23 protein-coding genes are annotated in these 17,092 nt (G+C 60.6%); 12 read left to right on the forward strand and 11 right to left on the reverse strand.

What is annotated here, in order from left to right; all coding sequences use genetic code 11:
• Positions 1-642 precede the first annotated feature (642 nt).
• Positions 643-1,809, forward strand: a complete 1,167-nt coding sequence (coaBC, locus tag NKF25_RS23195; protein WP_253228995.1) for a bifunctional phosphopantothenoylcysteine decarboxylase/phosphopantothenate--cysteine ligase CoaBC — start codon at positions 643-645, stop codon at positions 1,807-1,809.
• Between the two features lie 121 nt (positions 1,810-1,930).
• On the opposite strand, the gene NKF25_RS23200 is transcribed toward coaBC, so the two are convergent.
• Complete coding sequence (locus tag NKF25_RS23200; RefSeq protein ID WP_253228996.1) at positions 1,931-2,209, reverse strand: helix-turn-helix transcriptional regulator; 279 nt, start codon at positions 2,207-2,209, stop codon at positions 1,931-1,933.
• A gap of 83 nt (positions 2,210-2,292) precedes the next feature.
• Between NKF25_RS23200 and NKF25_RS23205 the strand changes: the two genes are divergently transcribed.
• From NKF25_RS23205 to NKF25_RS23225, 5 genes are all read left to right on the forward strand, one after another.
• Positions 2,293-2,562, forward strand: coding sequence for a hypothetical protein (locus NKF25_RS23205; protein WP_253228997.1), 270 nt, complete (start codon positions 2,293-2,295; stop codon positions 2,560-2,562).
• Positions 2,563-2,696: 134 nt separating this feature from the next.
• Positions 2,697-3,509 carry a diadenylate cyclase DacZ gene (gene dacZ / locus NKF25_RS23210; protein ID WP_253228998.1) on the forward strand — a complete coding sequence of 271 codons (813 nt, stop codon included), beginning with the start codon at positions 2,697-2,699 and terminating at the stop codon, positions 3,507-3,509.
• Positions 3,510-4,286 carry a mechanosensitive ion channel domain-containing protein gene (locus NKF25_RS23215; protein WP_253228999.1) on the forward strand — a complete coding sequence of 259 codons (777 nt, stop codon included), beginning with the start codon at positions 3,510-3,512 and terminating at the stop codon, positions 4,284-4,286.
• A 125-nt stretch (positions 4,287-4,411) separates the two neighbouring features.
• A complete protein-coding gene (locus tag NKF25_RS23220) occupies positions 4,412-4,858 on the forward strand; it encodes a universal stress protein (protein WP_253229000.1) in 447 nt (148 codons plus the stop codon).
• 287 nt (positions 4,859-5,145) lie between these two features.
• The gene (locus NKF25_RS23225) at positions 5,146-6,462 is read left to right on the forward strand and encodes an ArsB/NhaD family transporter (protein ID WP_253229001.1); all 1,317 of its coding nucleotides are present in this window, start codon (positions 5,146-5,148) and stop codon (positions 6,460-6,462) included.
• Between the two features lie 36 nt (positions 6,463-6,498).
• Here NKF25_RS23225 and mnhG read toward each other — a convergent pair whose 3' ends face one another.
• Genes mnhG through mbhE form a run of 7 tightly spaced genes read right to left on the reverse strand, consistent with a single transcriptional unit; the run spans position 6,499 to position 12,553 of the window.
• On the reverse strand, positions 6,499-6,852 hold the full coding sequence (mnhG, locus tag NKF25_RS23230; protein ID WP_253229002.1) for a monovalent cation/H(+) antiporter subunit G: 354 nt from the start codon (positions 6,850-6,852) through the stop codon (positions 6,499-6,501).
• Positions 6,849-7,145 (reverse strand): monovalent cation/H+ antiporter complex subunit F, encoded by a 297-nt coding sequence (locus tag NKF25_RS23235; RefSeq protein ID WP_066147959.1) that lies wholly within the window; start codon positions 7,143-7,145, stop codon positions 6,849-6,851. The genes mnhG and NKF25_RS23235 overlap by 4 nt, the downstream gene beginning before the upstream one ends.
• Positions 7,138-7,695 (reverse strand): Na+/H+ antiporter subunit E, encoded by a 558-nt coding sequence (locus tag NKF25_RS23240; RefSeq protein ID WP_253229003.1) that lies wholly within the window; start codon positions 7,693-7,695, stop codon positions 7,138-7,140. Before NKF25_RS23240 ends, NKF25_RS23235 begins: the two co-directional genes overlap by 8 nt.
• Positions 7,692-9,305 carry a proton-conducting transporter membrane subunit gene (locus NKF25_RS23245; RefSeq protein WP_253229004.1) on the reverse strand — a complete coding sequence of 538 codons (1,614 nt, stop codon included), beginning with the start codon at positions 9,303-9,305 and terminating at the stop codon, positions 7,692-7,694. Before NKF25_RS23245 ends, NKF25_RS23240 begins: the two co-directional genes overlap by 4 nt.
• The gene (locus NKF25_RS23250; protein WP_253229005.1) at positions 9,298-9,678 is read right to left on the reverse strand and encodes an NADH-quinone oxidoreductase subunit K; all 381 of its coding nucleotides are present in this window, start codon (positions 9,676-9,678) and stop codon (positions 9,298-9,300) included. The genes NKF25_RS23245 and NKF25_RS23250 overlap by 8 nt, the downstream gene beginning before the upstream one ends.
• Positions 9,675-10,160, reverse strand: a complete 486-nt coding sequence (locus NKF25_RS23255; protein ID WP_253229006.1) for an MnhB domain-containing protein — start codon at positions 10,158-10,160, stop codon at positions 9,675-9,677. Before NKF25_RS23255 ends, NKF25_RS23250 begins: the two co-directional genes overlap by 4 nt.
• Complete coding sequence (gene mbhE, locus NKF25_RS23260) at positions 10,157-12,553, reverse strand: hydrogen gas-evolving membrane-bound hydrogenase subunit E (RefSeq protein WP_253229061.1); 2,397 nt, start codon at positions 12,551-12,553, stop codon at positions 10,157-10,159. The genes NKF25_RS23255 and mbhE overlap by 4 nt, the downstream gene beginning before the upstream one ends.
• Positions 12,554-13,034: 481 nt before the next feature.
• On the opposite strand from mbhE, the gene NKF25_RS23265 reads away from it, so the two are divergent.
• From NKF25_RS23265 to NKF25_RS23290, 6 genes are all read left to right on the forward strand, one after another.
• Positions 13,035-13,439, forward strand: coding sequence for a type IV pilin N-terminal domain-containing protein (locus NKF25_RS23265; protein WP_253229007.1), 405 nt, complete (start codon positions 13,035-13,037; stop codon positions 13,437-13,439).
• A gap of 403 nt (positions 13,440-13,842) precedes the next feature.
• A complete protein-coding gene (hpt, locus tag NKF25_RS23270; protein ID WP_066147938.1) occupies positions 13,843-14,409 on the forward strand; it encodes a hypoxanthine/guanine phosphoribosyltransferase in 567 nt (188 codons plus the stop codon).
• Positions 14,369-14,749: a hypothetical protein gene (locus tag NKF25_RS23275; RefSeq protein WP_253229008.1), complete on the forward strand. Its 381-nt coding sequence runs from the start codon at positions 14,369-14,371 to the stop codon at positions 14,747-14,749. Before hpt ends, NKF25_RS23275 begins: the two co-directional genes overlap by 41 nt.
• Positions 14,750-14,793: 44 nt before the next feature.
• Positions 14,794-15,045 carry a tetratricopeptide repeat protein gene (locus NKF25_RS23280; protein ID WP_253229009.1) on the forward strand — a complete coding sequence of 84 codons (252 nt, stop codon included), beginning with the start codon at positions 14,794-14,796 and terminating at the stop codon, positions 15,043-15,045.
• 3 nt (positions 15,046-15,048) lie between these two features.
• Positions 15,049-15,576, forward strand: a complete 528-nt coding sequence (locus NKF25_RS23285; RefSeq protein ID WP_253229010.1) for a hypothetical protein — start codon at positions 15,049-15,051, stop codon at positions 15,574-15,576.
• A 6-nt stretch (positions 15,577-15,582) separates the two neighbouring features.
• On the forward strand, positions 15,583-15,795 hold the full coding sequence (locus NKF25_RS23290; RefSeq protein ID WP_253229011.1) for a hypothetical protein: 213 nt from the start codon (positions 15,583-15,585) through the stop codon (positions 15,793-15,795).
• A 26-nt stretch (positions 15,796-15,821) separates the two neighbouring features.
• Here the strand turns inward: NKF25_RS23290 and NKF25_RS23295 are convergent, their stop codons facing one another.
• Genes NKF25_RS23295 through NKF25_RS23305 form a run of 3 tightly spaced genes read right to left on the reverse strand, consistent with a single transcriptional unit; the run spans position 15,822 to position 17,088 of the window.
• Positions 15,822-16,079, reverse strand: coding sequence for a hypothetical protein (locus NKF25_RS23295; protein ID WP_253229012.1), 258 nt, complete (start codon positions 16,077-16,079; stop codon positions 15,822-15,824).
• A gap of 40 nt (positions 16,080-16,119) precedes the next feature.
• Positions 16,120-16,599, reverse strand: a complete 480-nt coding sequence (locus tag NKF25_RS23300) for a hypothetical protein (protein WP_253229013.1) — start codon at positions 16,597-16,599, stop codon at positions 16,120-16,122.
• Between the two features lie 3 nt (positions 16,600-16,602).
• Positions 16,603-17,088, reverse strand: a complete 486-nt coding sequence (locus NKF25_RS23305) for a hypothetical protein (protein ID WP_253229014.1) — start codon at positions 17,086-17,088, stop codon at positions 16,603-16,605.
• Positions 17,089-17,092: the final 4 nt, after the last annotated feature.

Below are 17,092 nucleotides of genomic sequence, written 5' to 3' on the forward strand. Positions count from 1 at the left end.
GCAATTTCGCCGGACTTCGTCCGGCTGACTGCCGAGCGTTGCTCGGCAATTACACTGTTCACCCAGAGGTTTCTTCGAAACCTCACTGTCCTCAGGACCGCTGCCAGCGCGCGCCACTCGGAAGGACAGGCTGGGCGCTATCGATCAACCGCACGGCGCGCGCGCTAGCAGTCCCGAAGCCAGCGGTCGGCTGAGGGCCTGCCTGGCGTTCCGTGCGAGGGGTGAGTGAGGGAGCGCCAGCGACCGAGCAAATCGGTTGGGGAGGGTGTGGCTGTCGTGGTGCGGGGTTGTTCGGGTGGGATGAAAGGGGCCGGCCGTTCGCGCTTCTGTAGTGGTCTGCACGAGCCACTATCCGCACGGGCGTTGCTGAGCGTGCGGATATCTCGTGCAGCGGTCACGCGAGCGACGAAGGAGCGAGGGTGACCACGGAAGACGCAGCCCGCGAACGCAGGGAGCCGGAACGTCTTCAGACAACCGCGAACGGACGGGGGCTTTCCGAACCTTCTTCGTTGCTCCTGAGTTGGAGTCGTTTCATACCGAACGAACAGATGTTTCTGAACTTTCATCGCAACGACTGCAACGAAACTCACGCAACCATCGAACCAGTGACTTTTTTCGGGGTACCCAACCCAGTAGCGAGTAATGCTGACCGGAGTCAACGTGGCGTTGGGGGTGACCGGAAGTATCGCGGCGGTGAAAGTGGTCGAACTGGCACACGAACTGCGCAGGCGCGGCGCGAACGTCCGGGCCGTGATGTCACCGAGCGCGAAGGGCATCATCAACCCGTGGGCCGTCGAGTTCGCCACAGACAACCCGGTCGTCACCGAGATAACGGGCAAAGTCGAACACGTCGAACTCTGTGGCCGTGAAGGGTGGGCCGACGTGTTCCTCGTCGCGCCCGCGACGGCGAACACCGTCGGGAAAATTGCCGGGGCCATCGACGACACGCCCGTCACGACGTGCGCGACCACGGCGCTCGGCGCGGACGTGCCCGTCGTCATCGCGCCCGCCATGCACGAACCCATGTACGATCACCCCGGCGTCCTCGATGCCATCGACCGCGTCGAATCGTGGGGCGTCGAGTTCGTCGACCCGAGAATCGAGGAAGGGAAGGCGAAGATCGCCACCGAGGACGCCATCGCGCTCGACGTCGCCCGCGCGACCACCCCCGATCTGTTCGACGGAAAGCGCGTCGTGATCACCAGCGGCGCGACCAGCGAGGCCATCGACCCCGTCCGAATCATCACGAGTCGCTCCTCCGGAAAGACGGGGCGGGCGGTCGCCCGCGCCTGCTACGTCTACGGTGCTTCCGTCACGCTGATTCACGACGGACCGACAGTCCCCTACGCCACCGTCGAGCAGGTCGAGACCAGCGCCGAGATGCTCGACGCCGTCCGCCAACACATCGAAGGACTCCCGGCCGACGTCCTCGTCTCCGTCGCTGCCATCAGCGACTACACCGCCGACGACGAGGACGAAAAGATTCGGTCGGGACGGGAACTCACCCTCGACTTGCATCCCACTCCTAAACTCATCGACACGGTTCGGGACGAACATCCCGACCTCCCCATCGTCGGGTTCAAGGCCGAAACGAGCGGCGACGACGACACGATGGTCGCCGCCGCCCGTGAAACCTTGGAACGGGTCGACCTCTCGTTCGTCGTCGCGAACGACGCGAGCGTCATGGGGAAGGAGGAAACGAGGACGCTGTTCGTCCGGCCGAACAGCGTCCGGGAGTACAGCGGGAGCAAGGACGAACTTGGACTCACCGTCGCCGAAGAACTCGCGGGCGAACTTGCAGGCGAGTAATCTCGGTGTTTACGAATTGCGGTCGGTTTTCGTGTGCTATTGTTCAGTCGGAAACGCTTCGGCACCGTCACCACCGGAGTCATGCCCACCAAAACTACCCCGTCTTCCGCACCTCGAATCCCTACTCCTCAACCTGTTCCCGCATCCACTCGAACTGCTCCCGTAACCGTTGTTCCCCGATTTCTGTCAGCGTGAACACGTCGTACAGCCCTTCGACCCGTCGCTCCACGTGCCCGCTTTCGACGAGGCGCTCCAGCGTCGCGTAGTATCGCTTGGGGTCGAGTTGTTTGTCGTAGTGTGATTCGAGTCTCGTCTTGAGTTTCTGGCCGCGGAGTTCCCCGGCCTCGGCGAGGAGGATGCACATGTCGCGGCGGGTGCCGCTCTGGTGCCAGCGTGTCATGTGGGACAATCGAGGGGCGAGGCTCACGTCGCTTTCGGGTTGGAACCGATAGCTTCGACTGCCCCCCCTTCTAACCGCCGACCATGACGACGCTCTCGGACGACGACATCACGGCCCGCTACTCCGAAACCGACAACGAGCGCATCCTCGAATTCTCGCGCGAGGGAAAAACCGCGGCGGTCGCACAGAACCGCGAAGGGTACGGGATGCTGAAAGTCAGGGAAACGGCCGACAGTCCTGAAATCGAACGTTACTACGGATTCGACATGGCGTTGGACCATGTGGCGGAACTGCTTGGCGTTCGACCGAACGACCTGCCAGTTCCCGACCCTGCCGCCGATATGGGTATGTAACGAATCGAACAGAGGACTCGGGGAAATGGACAAAACATCTCCAGTGAACGACGAGAGACACGTCCGTAAAAAGAGATTTCTGATGACATATACCCCCGCAAACCTTTTCTCCGGGGATTGAGTGGCATTCTGTAATGGCTAGCCTGAGCGAACTTCTGGAGGACCTCGTCGGGGGTGTCGACGCAGTGTTTCTCTTCTCTCCGAGCGGGTCGTACTACGAACGGTTCGCGGAACTCGACGACACGGACGTGGTCGTCGTCGCGCCGAGCAACAATGTCGGCGCGAGCAACTTCGTGGAACTGCCGCTCGAATTCACCAGTGTCAAAGACCGCATCCGGTTCGGTATCGAGGGGGCGATGGACAACGGATTCGCGGAGGACGGTGACGAACTGACCTGCGTGGCGAGCATGTTCAGTGACGGACTCGATACGGTCACCCAGACCAGGGCGGACGAGGACGTTCACTCGGGGATCTACGACCTGTTCGCCAACTCGCGGGCCGACCCCGGCGTCATCCGCGACGTGTTCGAAGTCGCCATCGAACTGGGGAAGAAGGGACAGAAAGGGAAACCCGTCGGTGCGCTGTTCATCGTCGGCGACGCGGGCAAAGTGATGAACAAGTCCCGCCCGCTGTCGTACAACCCGTTCGAGAAGAGCCACGTCCACGTCGGGGACCCCATCGTGAACGTCATGCTGAAGGAGTTCTCCCGACTCGACGGCGCGTTCGTCATCTCCGATTCGGGCAAAATCGTCTCGGCGTACCGCTACCTCGAACCGTCGGCGGAGGGCGTGGACATCCCGAAAGGACTCGGAGCACGCCACATGGCGGGCGGTGCGATCACGCGCGATACGAACGCAACGGCCATCGTCCTCTCGGAGAGTGATGGGCTCGTTCGGGCGTTCAAGGGCGGTGAGATAATTCTGGAACTCGACCCGGAGGCTTATTAGATGGCCGCGGAATGGCAGGTACTCCTCCAACAGGAGTATCGAATCGTCCTCGCCATCCTCATCCTCATCGTCGGTGGCATCGCCGGGTATCTGCTCGGTCGATTGAACATGCGTATCCTCCGTGCCGCAGGACTCCACGAAGTCGTGGAGGGGACGCCGTTCGAGCGCACCGCCCGAAGTCTCGGCACCACGACGGTTTCGCTCATCGCCCGTCTCACGTCGTGGTTCATCTACGGCGTCACGATCCTTCTCGCGCTCAACACGGCCGAACTACCGCTGAGCACGCAACTTTTCTGGCAGATAATCCTCTTCACACCGCAGTTGTTCGTCGCGGCACTCGTGTTCATCATCGGGTTCATCGTTGCGGACAAGGCCGAACTGCTCGTCAGCGAGCGACTCCGGAGCGTCAAACTCCCCGAAGTCAACGTCATCCCCCGAATCGTCAAGTACAGCATCGTCTACATCGCCTCGCTCATCGCACTGAGCCAGATCGGCATCGCGGTGATGACCTTGCTCGTCCTCTTCGGCGCGTACGTCGTCGCCGCCATCGTCTTCGGCGCGGTGGCGTTCTGGGATCTCCTCCGCTCCTCCGCGGCGGGAATCTATCTCCTGCTCAACCAGCCCTACGGCATCGGCGACGAGATCCGTGTCGCCGGAAATCAGGGCATCGTCCAGGAGGTAGATCTGTTCGTCACTCATATCGAAAACGACGGCGAGGAGTTCATCATTCCCAACCATCTCGTCTTCCGGAAGGGTGCGGTCCGACTTCGAAACTGATCCCCCGAGGGCGATTTTCGCTGTTTCGAGCGCTCGTCCGTCGTGCCGACGAGCCTCCCCGACTCGACCGACGTTGAGTCTCGTTCACCGATACTTCCTTCAACCAGCCGGTTTATTCTTCCAGTATGTACGACAACGTGTTGGTTCCGACGGACGGAAGCGACGTCTCCGAAAAAGCGGTCGAACACGCGATCCACCAGGCCAAACAGGACGGCGGGAAGCTCCACGTCCTCCACACCGTGGACGCGGACACGCTCCCGTCGTCGGTCAGTTCGATCAGCGTCGACGACGAGTTCAAGGAGATGGGGGAGGACATCGTCGATCGGGTCGTCAAGCAGGCCGAGGACGATGGAGTCGAGGCCGAGGGGACGGTCATCTCCGGTTCGTCGGCGGAGCAGATAGTCAAGTACGCCGACGAACACGACATCGACCTCATCGTCATGGGAACCCACGGGCGTACCGGAATCGGTCGCGTCATCTCGGGCAGCGTGACCGAACACGTTGTCCGGTCGGCCACCGTACCCGTCCTGGTGATCCATATCGAGGATCCGGCCGACTCCGACGACGACTGACGCTTTTGACCGACCGGAAGATCGCATCGGAACCTCTCATTTTCTCGGAAAAAGGACAGCTGTGGGACGACGCTCGAAGCAACGAATCGTAACGATTGTTCTCGAAAACGGGTTCGTATCGCGCTCCAGTGACTAAAATCGGTACATTTAGGGGATGAAAACCGAATCAAACACAGCATGATGGATAGTGCATACCGGGGCCGACGTGTATCCCGTTATTGTTCGAACACGTCGGCACCGTCTGTTGGAAGCGAAGTAGATGTGGTCGCCGATAGAGGTGACCGTTGATGGATTACGGTCTTATTGCGGCAGTAACCGTCTTCATACTCACGTACGCGCTTATTATCAGCGAACGTATCGACCGCTCCACCGTCGCGATGGCGGGTGCCGCCGCGATGGTGCTGTTGGGTATCATCTTCGACTACTTCTCGCAGGAGGAGGTCATCACCGCCATCGACTGGAACACCATCGGTCTCCTGCTCGGGATGATGCTTATCGTCGGAATTCTCGAAGAGACCGGCCTGTTCGAGGCGCTTGCGGTGTACGCCGCGAAGGTCTCTCGCGGGAACTACTACTACATGATCGTGCTGTTCAGCGTCCTCACCGCCATCGGGTCGATGACCATCGACAACGTCACCACGGTGCTCCTCGTCGCGCCGGTGTCGCTGCGAATCTGTGACGACCTCGGCGTGGACGCCAAACCGGTGTTGCTCATGGAGGCGACGTTCGCCAACATCGGCGGCGTCGGAACCCTCGTCGGCGACCCGCCGAACATCATCATCGGGAGCGCGGCAGGGCTCACCTACGTCAATTTCCTCTATAATCTGCTGCCCGTCGTCCTCCTGAGTATGGTGCTCACGCTCATCGCCTTCCGTTACTACCTCTCGGACAAAATCGAGGAGGCAAACGAGACCATCCGGGAACGTACCACCGAAAACAGCATCCTCGACCACGAACCGCGTGAGCAGGTCAAAAACTGGGGACTCCTCTACCGGAGCCTCGGAGTTCTGGTCCTCGTAACCGTCGGGTTCGCCCTGCAGGGTATCACGGGTCTCGAACCGGCGACCGTGGCGCTGGCTGGCGCTTCGTTGCTCTTACTCATCGCCAATCAGGACATGGAAGAGATGGTTTCCCGCGTCGAATGGACGACGCTCCTGTTCTTCGCGGGACTGTTCGTCGTCGTCGACGGGATCGCCAAAACTGGCGTCCTCACGACGGTTGCGAAGGCGATCGCGAGCCTGAGCACGAGCCACTACTCGGCCTCCATCGTCGTGCTGCTCCTCTCGGCCGTCGGTTCGGGTATCGTCGACAATATCCCGTTCACGGCGGCCATGATTCCGGTCATCAACTCGATGAACTCGCAACTCGGTCTCCACGGCAACGAACTCTGGTGGGCGCTCGCGATGGGTGCCGGATTCGGTGGGAACGCAACCTACATCGGTTCCTCCGCGACCGTCGTGGCCGTCAAAATCAGCGAGCGTCACGGCGACCCGATCACGTTCCGCTACTGGCTACGGTACGGAACGGTCATCATGCTCGTGACGGTCTTCACCGGGATTCTCGATCTCACGGTGCGATTCTTCCTCCTCCCGAAGTTTGCGTAGGCGTTCTTCCGTTCTCTCTCGCTCTTTCCGCTTTTCTCACCCGTCCCGTTCGTTCTCGCTCTTCCCGTTTTTCCCGTCCTCGACGTCGAAGAACGGCACGTCCATCTTTCGGGCCGACCGCGAAATCATGTGCGCGCCGGTCGGTGCCGTGATGAACAGGAAGACGATGCCGACGAGGGAGGGGATGTCCGGCCCGAACGGACCGAAGTGGACGGCACCGGCCAGGAAGATGGACGCCGCGCCGAGCGTCGTCGACTTCGTCGTGGCGTGCAGCCGATTGTACACGTCGGGGAGTCGGATGAGTCCGATGGTCCCGACCGTGAGGAAGAAACAGCCCACGGTGACGAGCACGATTTCCACCAGCCGTAGGGCGAACGCGAGCGAAGTCATCGGATGACGTCACCCCCGATGACGAACTTGGCGACGGCAATCGTGCTGACGAAGCCGACGATGGCCAGTTCGAGCGCGATCAGCACGTAGAACCCACGGTCGGCCAGGAGGGCGACGAGCACCGCGATGGCGACGACGTTCGTTGCCACGGTCTCCAATCCGACGACGCGGTCGGGGGCGGTCGGCCCGCGGATGACCCGGTAGCTACAGGCGAGCGTGAGCACGCTCGTGAGGATGAGCGCGATGGTGAGCACGGCGTCGTAGGCCTGTGCGATCATCGTGGGTTCAGTCATCGTCCTGCCCTCCTGCCCACTCGTTCCTGGACGGTATCGGTGTCGGCGTCTCGCCGAAGATGACGAACGCGTAGTCCTCCCACGTTCGGACGGATTCGACGAGCGACTCCCTGTCGCCGTCGATACTGTGAACGGAGAGGGAGTGGTCCTCCTCGTCGTAGTCGATGGTGAGCGTGCCGGGAGTGAGCGTGATGCTGTTGGCGATGGTCGTGATGGCGACGTCGCTGCGAACCCTGAGCGGGACCTCCACGACCGTCGGTTCAATGGGCATCGACGGCGAGAGGGTGAGTCGTGCGACGTCGAGGTTGGAGACGACCAGTTGTTTGACGAACGTCCACACGTAGCCGAGGACGTATCGAAGGGTTCGAGGACGCCAGACGAGCGGGCTTCTGGGAGCGTAAAATCGACGGAGCGAGTAGGAGATGACGAGACCGACCCCGAGTCCGAGCACGAACTCCGTCACGAATCCCGAAACCGTGAGCGTCGCACCGCGAACCAACATCCACAGGACGGCGAGCGCGACCGCTTGTAACATCCACCGACGCCTCATCGACTCACCTCCATCAACCCCACGCCGTTAACGTAGGCACCTGTATCGGTGGCCGCTTGAGCGGCCGCGTGGGCGGCGACGGATACCAGTTGGAAACCGAGGCCGAACGCGACCACCAGTGCCGCGAGACTCACGACGACGGTTAGCTGAATCGCGAGAGGCCGTCGGGAGATGACACCGGTCGTCGAACGCGTCTGGGTGCCCCAGAAGACGGCGTTCCATAGCCGAGTGGTGTACGCGATAGTGAGGACCGCGCCGACGAGCGTGACGGCGAGCACGAGTTGGCCGCCGACCGGATTCGTCGTGAGAACCCGCACGGCCACGTTGAACACGAACAGCTTCCCGAAGAACCCGAGAAGGGGTGGGATGCCGACGAGGGCGAGCATCCCGACGAACGCGCCGCCCGCGAGGGACGGCCGCCACGACGCCACTCCACCGAGCTGGTCGAGCGACGAAGTTCCGAACGACGCCGAGACGACGCCGCTGGTGAGGAAGAGCAGGCTCTTCGCCAGCGCGTGGGCCGCGGAGTAAACGAGCGCCGCGACGACGCCGAGCACTCGCAACTCGGGATCGGAAACTGCGGCCGCCACCGCGAGCGGCATGACGATGAAACCGACCTGCCCGATGGAGGAGTAGGCCAGCAACCGGTCGAGGTCGTCGCTGCCGACCGCCGCGAGGCCGCCGTAGATGATGCTCGCGGCCCCGGTGACGAACAGGACGGGGGCGAAGAACGAGAGCATCGACGTCCCGTGGAGGACGGACTCGAAGACCGGAAGCGACGCGGTCGAAAAGACGGTGAAGTAGAGTCTGATGATCGCGTAAATGCCGACCTTCTTCACGACGCCAGCGAGTACGGCGGTGATGGGTGTCGGTGCGACGGCGTATGCGTCGGGGACCCAGAAGTGAAGCGGCACCAACCCCGCCTTGAGCGCGAACACGACGAACAACAGGGCGGCGAGTCCCAGTACGGGAGCGACGTCGATGCCGTACGTGGCAGGATCGGACAGACGACGGGCGAGGTCGGCCATGTTGAGCGTCCCGGTCGTGGCGTACAGGCCGCCGATGCCGAGGAGCATGACCGCGCTCCCGACGAGGTTGAGGACGACGTAGGAGAGGGCCGCCCGCGTGTGCTCGGGTCCGCTGTAGAACAGCACGAAGACGTAGCTCGCCATGAGCATGACCTCGAACCAGACGAACAGGTTGAACACGTCGCCCGTCAGGAACGACCCCGTGACGCCCAGGACGAGGAAGTGATAGAGCGAGTGAAACGAGAGACGCTGGCCGTAGGGCTGGATGGAGACGACGGCGAAGACGAGCGCGGCGAGCGTGACGACTGCGGCGATGACGAGCATGAACGCCGACAGCGCGTCGGCGACGAGCGAGATACCGAACGGCGCGGGCCAGTTCGATACCTGGTAGACGAGGACGCGCGGCGTCGAACCGACTGGAAGGACGACGCGGGCGAACAGTACTGCGACGGCGACGAGGTAGGCCACGCTTCCGAGGAGGCTCACTCCCTGTTGCAAACGGAGGCGTCGACGGGCCAACAACGTGGCGATGGCCGTGAAGAGCGGTATCAAAAGCGGCGCTACGATGATCGTATCAGTCATTGTTTCCTCCTAGCATCGTGGTATCGATCGTTCCGTTCTCCTGGTAGGCGCGGTAGGTTAGCACGAGCGCCAGCGTCGTCGTGGCGAAGCTGATGACGATGGCGGTCAGGACGAGTGCCTGAACGAGCGGGTCGGTCACGCCGGACCCCCCGCCGTGACCTTCGAGGATGGGAGCGTGACCGGAGAACCCACCCATCGAGATGAGATAGACGTTCGTCGCCTGGCTGAAGACGGTGAGCCCCCAGACGACTCGAACGACGTCACGCCGGAGGATCAGGAACGTCCCGACGGCGAACAGGGTGCCCAAGACGAGCGCGACGAAGAACTGCGGTCGTTGGGGTTCGGCGGCCATGAGGAGTTCCGAAGCCATCATTCGGCCCCCACCACCGCGAGCACGGTCAGGAGCGCCCCGACGACGACGAGATAGACGCCGAAATCGAACACGAAGGCGCTGGTTAATTCGATGTCGTGAACGATCGGGAGATGCTCGATGAACACCACCGCTTGGGTCAAAAACGGTGCCTCGAACAGGATGGGAACGAGTCCGCCCCCCGCGGCTATCGCGAGGCCGAGCGCGAAGACTGTGAGGAACGCCGACACCTGTCGGGTCCCCACTTCGCGCGTCCCGTCCCGCCCGACGGTCGACCCCGCGATGATGTCCGTTTCGAGGAAGGCCTGACCGAAGACGACGTAGATGAGAGCGACCGCCGTGGCGGTCATGACTCCCGCGATGAATCCCCCTCCGGGGAGGTTGTGACCTTGGAGGAGGAAGGCGATGGCCGTCACGAGGATCAGCGGAACGACGGTCCGCGTCACGGTCCGGGTGATGACCGTCGTGTCGGCTTCGTCGCTCATTGCATCTCACCCCGTCCTCGCATGGCGATCAGCGTGAGGACTGCGAGTGCGGCCATCGCGATGACGCTGATCTCACCCATCGTGTCGAAGGCACGGAAGTCGACGAGAATGACGTTGACGATGTTCGAGCCACCGCCGTAATCGAAGAGGAACGTACCGTGTGATTTCGGGACGCCCGCACGTTCGACGAAGAAGGAAGCGATTCCCTCCTTCGGATTCGCCGCGGTCGTGAACAGAACCGTCAGGAAGACGGTGAATCCCACGGCTGCGGACACGATGGCGTCCCGCGTCGCCGTCCAGCGATCGATCCTCCCATAATACGCCGGGAGCTTCTCCAGTACAAGCAGGAAGATGACGAGGATGAGCGTCTCGGCGATCAGTTGCGTCAGCGCCAGATCAGGCGCGCGTCCGAGGATAAAGAATATCGCGACCATGAACCCCATCACCGAAAGCGTGAGCACTCCCGCGATGTGCGAGTCGGCGACGGTGACCGCCACCGCCGCGACCACGGCCACGAACAAAACGAAGATGGTCGGGAGCGTCACCACGGCCCCGGAAATCGCCGGGATCGACGACGATGCCGCGGCGTACGCGCCGAGCGTCAGAACGGCGATGGTCGCGAAGAGCCAGACGGCGTAGGTTCGGAGCGGCGCACTTCGAGTGTGGAGCGTCGTCGCCACCCGCGGATCGCTCAGTCCGTCCACCGCGTTGTCGTACCACCAGTTCACGCGGAGCGGGTCGATGGCGAGCAGGCGATTCACCCCCTCGTGGAGGTCGTCGTAGTACGGGTACGTGACGAGGCCGAGACCGATGGTGACTGCGCTCATCACGGCGGCCGGCGTGACGGCGGTCGGAAGGTGGTAGCTGAAATGAACCGCTTCGACGTGTCCGCCCGGCCCCGGCGGAAGCACGCTTTCCACGACGGTCCCGACGAAGTGATCGAGCGCGGTCGGTGCGATACCGAACGTGTCGGTCACGCCGCCGAGGCCGATGAGCGCCGCAATGATACCGAGGATGACGGGCGGCACCAGCATGGCGAGCGGCGGACGATGGACGTGGCCCAATCCCGTCGGTTTCTCGCCGAAGAAGAGCATCATGAACCGCACCGAGTACAGAAACGTGAAGATGCTCCCGAAGACGGCGACGACGGGGAACAACCACGCGAGGCCGCCGTGAACGTGAGCCGCGTGGTAGGCCGATTCGAACAGCAGTTCCTTCGAGTAGAACCCGTTGAACGGCGGGACGCCAGCCATTCCGAGGGCGGCGATGACCGTGACGGCCGCCGTAATCGGAAGGTCACGCCACAGACCGCCGAGATGGTCGATCGTTCTGGTCCCCGCTTCGTGTGCGATAATACCCGCGACGAGGAACAGCGCCGCCTTGAACATCGCGTGGTTGAGGATGTGGAACGCGCCGGTTTCGGCCCCGAACTCGGAGGCGAAACCGAATCCGGCGATGATGAGTCCGAGATGGCTCGCCGTCGAGTAGGCCAACAGTTCCTTGATGTCGGTCGCGGCGACGGCGAGGATGGCCGTGACGGTCATCGTCACCAACCCCAGGATCGCAAAGAGCAACATCCAGTCCGGAATCGCGTGAACCTCCTCCGGGAGGAACAGCGGACGGAATCGCCCGACGAGGTAGACACCGGCCTTGACCATCGTCGCGGAGTGGAGGAACGCCGACACCGGCGTCGGCGCTTCCATCGCGTTCGGCAGCCAGATGTGGAGGGGTACCTGCGCGGATTTCGCCGCCGCACCGACCGCGATGAGCACGAGTGCGGGAACGAACAACCCGTTCGAGTGGAGTTGTTCGCTCGCGTTGGCGACGTTTGCAGGCGTGAGGATTCCGTTGGGTCCGAACATCGCGTACGTCCCGGTTACGTTGTGGATGAGGAGGAACCCTATCAGCATGAACAGCCCACCGGCGACCGTGATAAGCATCGACTTCCGCGCGGCGTACTGTGCCGACGGTCGGTCGGAGTAGTGGCCGATGAGGACGAACGACGTGAGACTCGTCAGTTCCCAGAAGACGAACAGGGAGATGAGGTCGGCGGCGAACGCCACGCCGAGCATCGACCCCATGAACGCCAGCAGTGTAGTGTAATACTTCGCCTTCCCCGGTTCGCCGTCCATGTATCGTCCGGAATACGTCAGGATGAGGACGCCGACGCCGCTGGCGAGGAATCCGATGAGAAGCGAGAGTCCGTCCACGTAGAAGCGAAGCGAGACTCCGAGCGAGGGAATCCACGGGAAGGAAACGGAGGCGTTCGTGCCGAGCAGGCTGGCGACCATCCCGAAGCACGCGAGCGCCACCGCCGCCGCGTAGTAGGCGGTTCGGTCGCGGAGAACGCGGTAGACGAGCGGCGTCACGGCCGCCGCCGCGAAGGGGAGCATCACCAACACAAGCACGACGAGGCCTGCCGAATTCGAGGGCGATTGCACGCTCGAAAGTGGCGATGGACGTACCTTAACAGTTCTCAAACCGGCCGTGATTTGTTCGGACACGACATCCGAGTAGATTAGTTTCGTGACATCACGGTGCTCCGCTTTCTTCTTTCAGCCTCGTGAACAAGTAGACAAGTTTAGATGTCGAACGTTCGAGACGATTCGAAGGGATGTTCGTTTCAATATTTGAGTTCTAAAATACACCCATGATTTTGAGAACTATCATACATTGATAACTAAATATATACAGCCATATCTTTATTAGGTAGTAGTAGCTAATCCTGTTATAGCGCGCATACCATCCGGAGAAAGCAAATCCGAGTCAGGTTCGATATATCCTGTTCCAGGTATCTAATCGTAGCTGTCGGAAATTTTACCGACGAGGGAAAGTTCTGGTGGTGCGGCAGCGCGTCGAAGGAGAAATCGATATATGACACTCAAGGAAAGATTCAATTCGAAGCTGTCTAGCAGCAGAGGCGTGAGTCCCGTAATCGGCGTGATACTAATGGTTGCCATTACGGTCATCTTGGCGGCCGTGATCGGAACGTTCGTGATGGGTCTGGGGAACAACGTGGACAAGAATGCACAAGTGGGCGTATCGTTCGACCAAGTTAGTAGTAACTCGGTCGACGTTCAGTTGACCCAACTCGGGAACGTCCAGAGCGCCGAAAACGTATCCGTAACGTCGCAGGATTGTGAAGTCGACGGAGATGGGAAATTCAACGAAGTCGGGGGGATAATTTCCGTCTCCAAGTGTGAAAGTGGCGACAAGATCGTCGTCAAAGCGACTGTAAGCGGTAAACCAAGCGTCGTTTCCACCTATACGGTCAACTGATTTCCTCGACCCTACGCTATCGTTTCGGTATTTTGTCGTTAGAGGCACGGACTTCTTTTGGACAGGCGTCCTCTCTCGAAAGGATGGAAACAAATCGAACCCTGCTGGGTTAGTAGGGTAGGGGGTGTTGTTGGCAATCGATTTGTCGCGGGCTTTTCCGACCCGCATATTTTCGTAGGGGAAAGAGTGTAAAAGTGATGAGCCTTATCCGGACTGAAAGTGAAAGTGATGGAGGTGACGAATCCGGCGACCACCTCGCAACCGACGGGGACCGATTCCATCGCGTAACGATCTAACCTCTCGCACATCGAAATCTGTTCTCCCACCACATACCGCTCCGTAAACCTCGATTTGCGAGAATCCATATCCATCACCTTTTACTGATGGACGGAATACGACCAACATGGACCAGTTGAAGGAGTCCCTTCTGGACGCCCCGATCATCGAGAAAGACGGCTATCATTACTTCGTACACCCCATCAGCGACGGGATTCCGATGCTCGAACCGACGCTGCTTCGCGAAATCGTCATCAAGATCATCCGAAAGGCGGATCTGGAGAACGTCGATAAGATCGTCACCCCTGCGGCGATGGGAATCCACATCTCGACGGCCGTCTCGCTGATGACGGACATCCCGCTGGTGGTCATCCGAAAACGCCAGTACGGACTCGACGGGGAGGTTTCGCTCTCCCAGCAAACCGGCTACTCGGAGAACGAGATGTTCATCAACAACGTCGACGAGGGCGACCGCGTGCTCCTGTTGGACGACGTGCTCTCGACGGGCGGAACAATGAAGGCCGTCACGCAAGCGCTCGAATACATCGGCGCGGACGTGGTGGACGTGTGTGCCGTTATCAAGAAGGTCGGCGCGAACGAACTGGACGACACGGATTACACGGTGAAGACGCTCATCAACGTGGACGTCCAAGATGGCGAAGTCGTCATCGTCGACGAACACGGCGACGGATAAGATGGTCTCCCGCCAGTTCCTGTCGATGCTTTCGACGACGACGCTCGTCACTGGAGCGCTCCTCGTTGGCGATGCCATTCACGGTTCGATCGTGGTGGGTAGCTACGGAATCACATCGCCTGCGGCCGTTCTTCGGGTACTGCCGGGTATTATCCTCGTCTACGTTGGCTACTCCCTCCGTGAAAACCACGAACTGTTCATCTCCTCGTATTTTTCGGGACGGGAAGCGGCGGCGAAACCGGAGGGAAGCGAGGAGTTCGACGAACGAATGTCGCCGCTGTCGGGGGAGAGTATGGACAACCTCGAAAAAAGAGAGCGCGAGCGGAATAAAAGCGAGTGAACTCGTTGCAGAACGTTTATGATTGTGCACAATTAGCACAAACCATGGCGTTGAAGACTAGCGTCCCTAAACCGTTGCGTGGTCCGATTGGGCTACTGTCGATAATTACCGCCCTCCTTGGAATCGTTATCGGATACATCTACTTGTTGTTCGGCCTGTCGTTGTATTTCAATCTCATCCCTCAGATGGCGGACACGATGACGGGCGGCGAATCGCTCGTCGTCATCGTCACTGGTGTCGCCCTCTTCGTCGTCGGCTATGCTGGCTGGCGTGGCTTCAACTACTTTGCATACTGAGTAATGGATATCAGAAACCATCCGGACGCCCCGGACTTCGAGGAACTTCAGGACATCCTCATCGAACCCGTTGCACGGTCGGAAATCGAAGCACGTCGGGACGATGGTGCGCTCCTCATCGAGGACAACGTTCGTGAGCGGGAGGATTTGAACGTCGTCGCATACGTCAGCGACGATAGCGATGGATCTGACGCGACGGACATCGGGGTTCCACTGTACCGTCTCATTCAACTGTTCGGCACGCCACAACTGCCCGAGTTACAGGCTGGAGAGGACATCAGCGGCCGCCGGGACGCTACCTTCAAATATCTCTTTCGGGTGACGCATAAGGGGGACCCCGTCGAACTCCCATCGGAGTGGCTCATGACGATTCACGATTCACACGTCAGATTTGCTGCCAGCGTCGCCGAATGGCGGGACGGAAACACGGACTTCGTTGCCGATCCGAAACTCGCCTTGACGACCTACGCGCTTGCACTACAACTCGTCCTCGACCCCGTCGAGTGTGTGTACGAAGGAGTTCCGTTCTGAACCGCTATGGACGGCCTTGGGGATCGGGTGTTTTACTGGGTCAATGACGAGACCAATATCTCGATACTGTTGTTCGTCGCCGTCGCAGTGCTCGGCGGGGCGAGTCTCATCCTCTTCGTGGTTTCGAAGGAAAAGTCGGTTACCCAACTGGAGTTCCTGCTACTCATCTCTGCGATGATCATCATGTTCTACATGACGATTCGGAACAGCACGTTTTGATTCCCGCCGCTGGCAGTTCGTTCGGGTCAGCGGGTTCGGACGTGCATGATGACGAAAACGAGCGCGATCGCGACGAACAGAAGCCCTGCAAAGGCGGGAACGATGGCTCCGTACGGGTATAGTCCGTATGAATGACCCACGAACGCGACGAGGAGCAGCACCGGAACCGAGAGGAGGAAAAAGAGGGACGAGAGATAGCTCGCGACCGTCGGATCGTCCGCGTGTTTTGCGAAGGTCCCGCGCTCTCGGGCCGAGCGCTCCCGCGTTGGTAGGTCTTTTGACACGGGTACTGGTATCGACGGACGGATCAAAACTGTCACGGTTTCAGGCTGTCACGTAGGCATCGACCGTCAGCGTCAGGAGGTATGCGCCGAGGAATACCCCTGCGTAGACGAGAAGAACATCCCGGAGAGCGTTTCCGAGCAGCCTCGGTAGCAACAGGTCGCGTGCAGTTCCGGAGTATGGGAGCAACAAGAGCGGCGCGACCCACGACAGCGTCAGCGTGATCGTCCCGGAGAGGAACGCTACGATGCCGATACGAATGCTCTCATGCAAGTCGTATGCGAGGAGGTGTGCGAAAGCCCCCGTCGATGCGACCAACAGGAGGATATACTGCGGGTTTATCGTCCACGTGATCAGGCTCGACTGAGTGTAGGTGAACGCCGCCATCCCGCCGATGATACCGGTGAGTATTCCCTTGCCGACGGTCGAAAGCGTCCGAACCAGTGGGGAGTCGTTCCCCTCGTCGGTCGCCCATTCGGTCGTCCTTGGCTTCGCGCTCGTCTCAGTTTTTGGTTCCGTCATCGTTCAGTCATCGTTCCGTACGTACACCTGCACCTTTTTCCCCCCGATTCGGCCGCGAACAAATCCGGTGAACGAAATCGACCCGGATTTTACCGCTTGCCTCGTCCGAGAAATCCGACCGGGGTCGATGTCCAGTTTGATTCGAATCATCTCCGTTCCCTTCGCGGGGACGTTCGTCTCGTCGAAGGGTGTCGACGTCCCATCGGTTAACTGCGTTTCTCCGTCGTAAACGTGTATCAGACCGTCATAAAACACGATGTCCCGCTGTGTCGGATTGTGGATCGTCAGTGTCGTCACGAGGTTCGATCCGTCCGCGGTCACGCTGGTATCCGAGGTCGTCACGCTGGCCGATCGAACGTTCATCGCCGCGGTGTGTCCCTGTAAGGTCGGGACGAAGAACCAAGTAGTGATGGCCGCGACGAGGACGACAGCGGCGACGAGGAGGGGTTGGTTTGGTGTAAGCGCAGAACGGAGGTTCGAATTTGACATTCAG

Source organism: Haladaptatus sp. AB643 (genome assembly GCF_024136975.1).
Taxonomy (GTDB): Archaea; Halobacteriota; Halobacteria; order Halobacteriales; family Haladaptataceae; genus Haladaptatus.

Bases quoted from the DNA above. Each gene is read 5' to 3' on its own strand.
- NKF25_RS23280 (WP_253229009.1), top strand. From the start codon at position 14,794: ATGGCGTTGAAGACTAGCGTCCCTAAACCGTTGCGTGGTCCGATTGGG.
- NKF25_RS23215 (WP_253228999.1), top strand. From the start codon at position 3,510: ATGGCCGCGGAATGGCAGGTACTCCTCCAACAGGAGTATCGAATCGTC.
- NKF25_RS23300 (WP_253229013.1), bottom strand. From the start codon at position 16,599: ATGACGGAACCAAAAACTGAGACGAGCGCGAAGCCAAGGACGACCGAA.
- hpt (WP_066147938.1), top strand. From the start codon at position 13,843: ATGGACCAGTTGAAGGAGTCCCTTCTGGACGCCCCGATCATCGAGAAA.
- mbhE (WP_253229061.1), bottom strand. From the start codon at position 12,553: ATGCTCCCCTTCGCGGCGGCGGCCGTGACGCCGCTCGTCTACCGCGTT.
- NKF25_RS23265 (WP_253229007.1), top strand. From the start codon at position 13,035: ATGACACTCAAGGAAAGATTCAATTCGAAGCTGTCTAGCAGCAGAGGC.
- NKF25_RS23290 (WP_253229011.1), top strand. From the start codon at position 15,583: ATGGACGGCCTTGGGGATCGGGTGTTTTACTGGGTCAATGACGAGACC.
- NKF25_RS23240 (WP_253229003.1), bottom strand. From the start codon at position 7,695: ATGAGGCGTCGGTGGATGTTACAAGCGGTCGCGCTCGCCGTCCTGTGG.
- NKF25_RS23220 (WP_253229000.1), top strand. From the start codon at position 4,412: ATGTACGACAACGTGTTGGTTCCGACGGACGGAAGCGACGTCTCCGAA.
- NKF25_RS23205 (WP_253228997.1), top strand. From the start codon at position 2,293: ATGACGACGCTCTCGGACGACGACATCACGGCCCGCTACTCCGAAACC.
- mnhG (WP_253229002.1), bottom strand. From the start codon at position 6,852: ATGACTTCGCTCGCGTTCGCCCTACGGCTGGTGGAAATCGTGCTCGTC.
- NKF25_RS23305 (WP_253229014.1), bottom strand. From the start codon at position 17,088: ATGTCAAATTCGAACCTCCGTTCTGCGCTTACACCAAACCAACCCCTC.
- NKF25_RS23245 (WP_253229004.1), bottom strand. From the start codon at position 9,305: ATGACTGATACGATCATCGTAGCGCCGCTTTTGATACCGCTCTTCACG.
- coaBC (WP_253228995.1), top strand. From the start codon at position 643: ATGCTGACCGGAGTCAACGTGGCGTTGGGGGTGACCGGAAGTATCGCG.
- NKF25_RS23250 (WP_253229005.1), bottom strand. From the start codon at position 9,678: ATGATGGCTTCGGAACTCCTCATGGCCGCCGAACCCCAACGACCGCAG.
- dacZ (WP_253228998.1), top strand. From the start codon at position 2,697: ATGGCTAGCCTGAGCGAACTTCTGGAGGACCTCGTCGGGGGTGTCGAC.
- NKF25_RS23285 (WP_253229010.1), top strand. From the start codon at position 15,049: ATGGATATCAGAAACCATCCGGACGCCCCGGACTTCGAGGAACTTCAG.
- NKF25_RS23225 (WP_253229001.1), top strand. From the start codon at position 5,146: ATGGATTACGGTCTTATTGCGGCAGTAACCGTCTTCATACTCACGTAC.
- NKF25_RS23235 (WP_066147959.1), bottom strand. From the start codon at position 7,145: ATGACTGAACCCACGATGATCGCACAGGCCTACGACGCCGTGCTCACC.
- NKF25_RS23200 (WP_253228996.1), bottom strand. From the start codon at position 2,209: ATGACACGCTGGCACCAGAGCGGCACCCGCCGCGACATGTGCATCCTC.
- NKF25_RS23255 (WP_253229006.1), bottom strand. From the start codon at position 10,160: ATGAGCGACGAAGCCGACACGACGGTCATCACCCGGACCGTGACGCGG.
- NKF25_RS23275 (WP_253229008.1), top strand. From the start codon at position 14,369: ATGGCGAAGTCGTCATCGTCGACGAACACGGCGACGGATAAGATGGTC.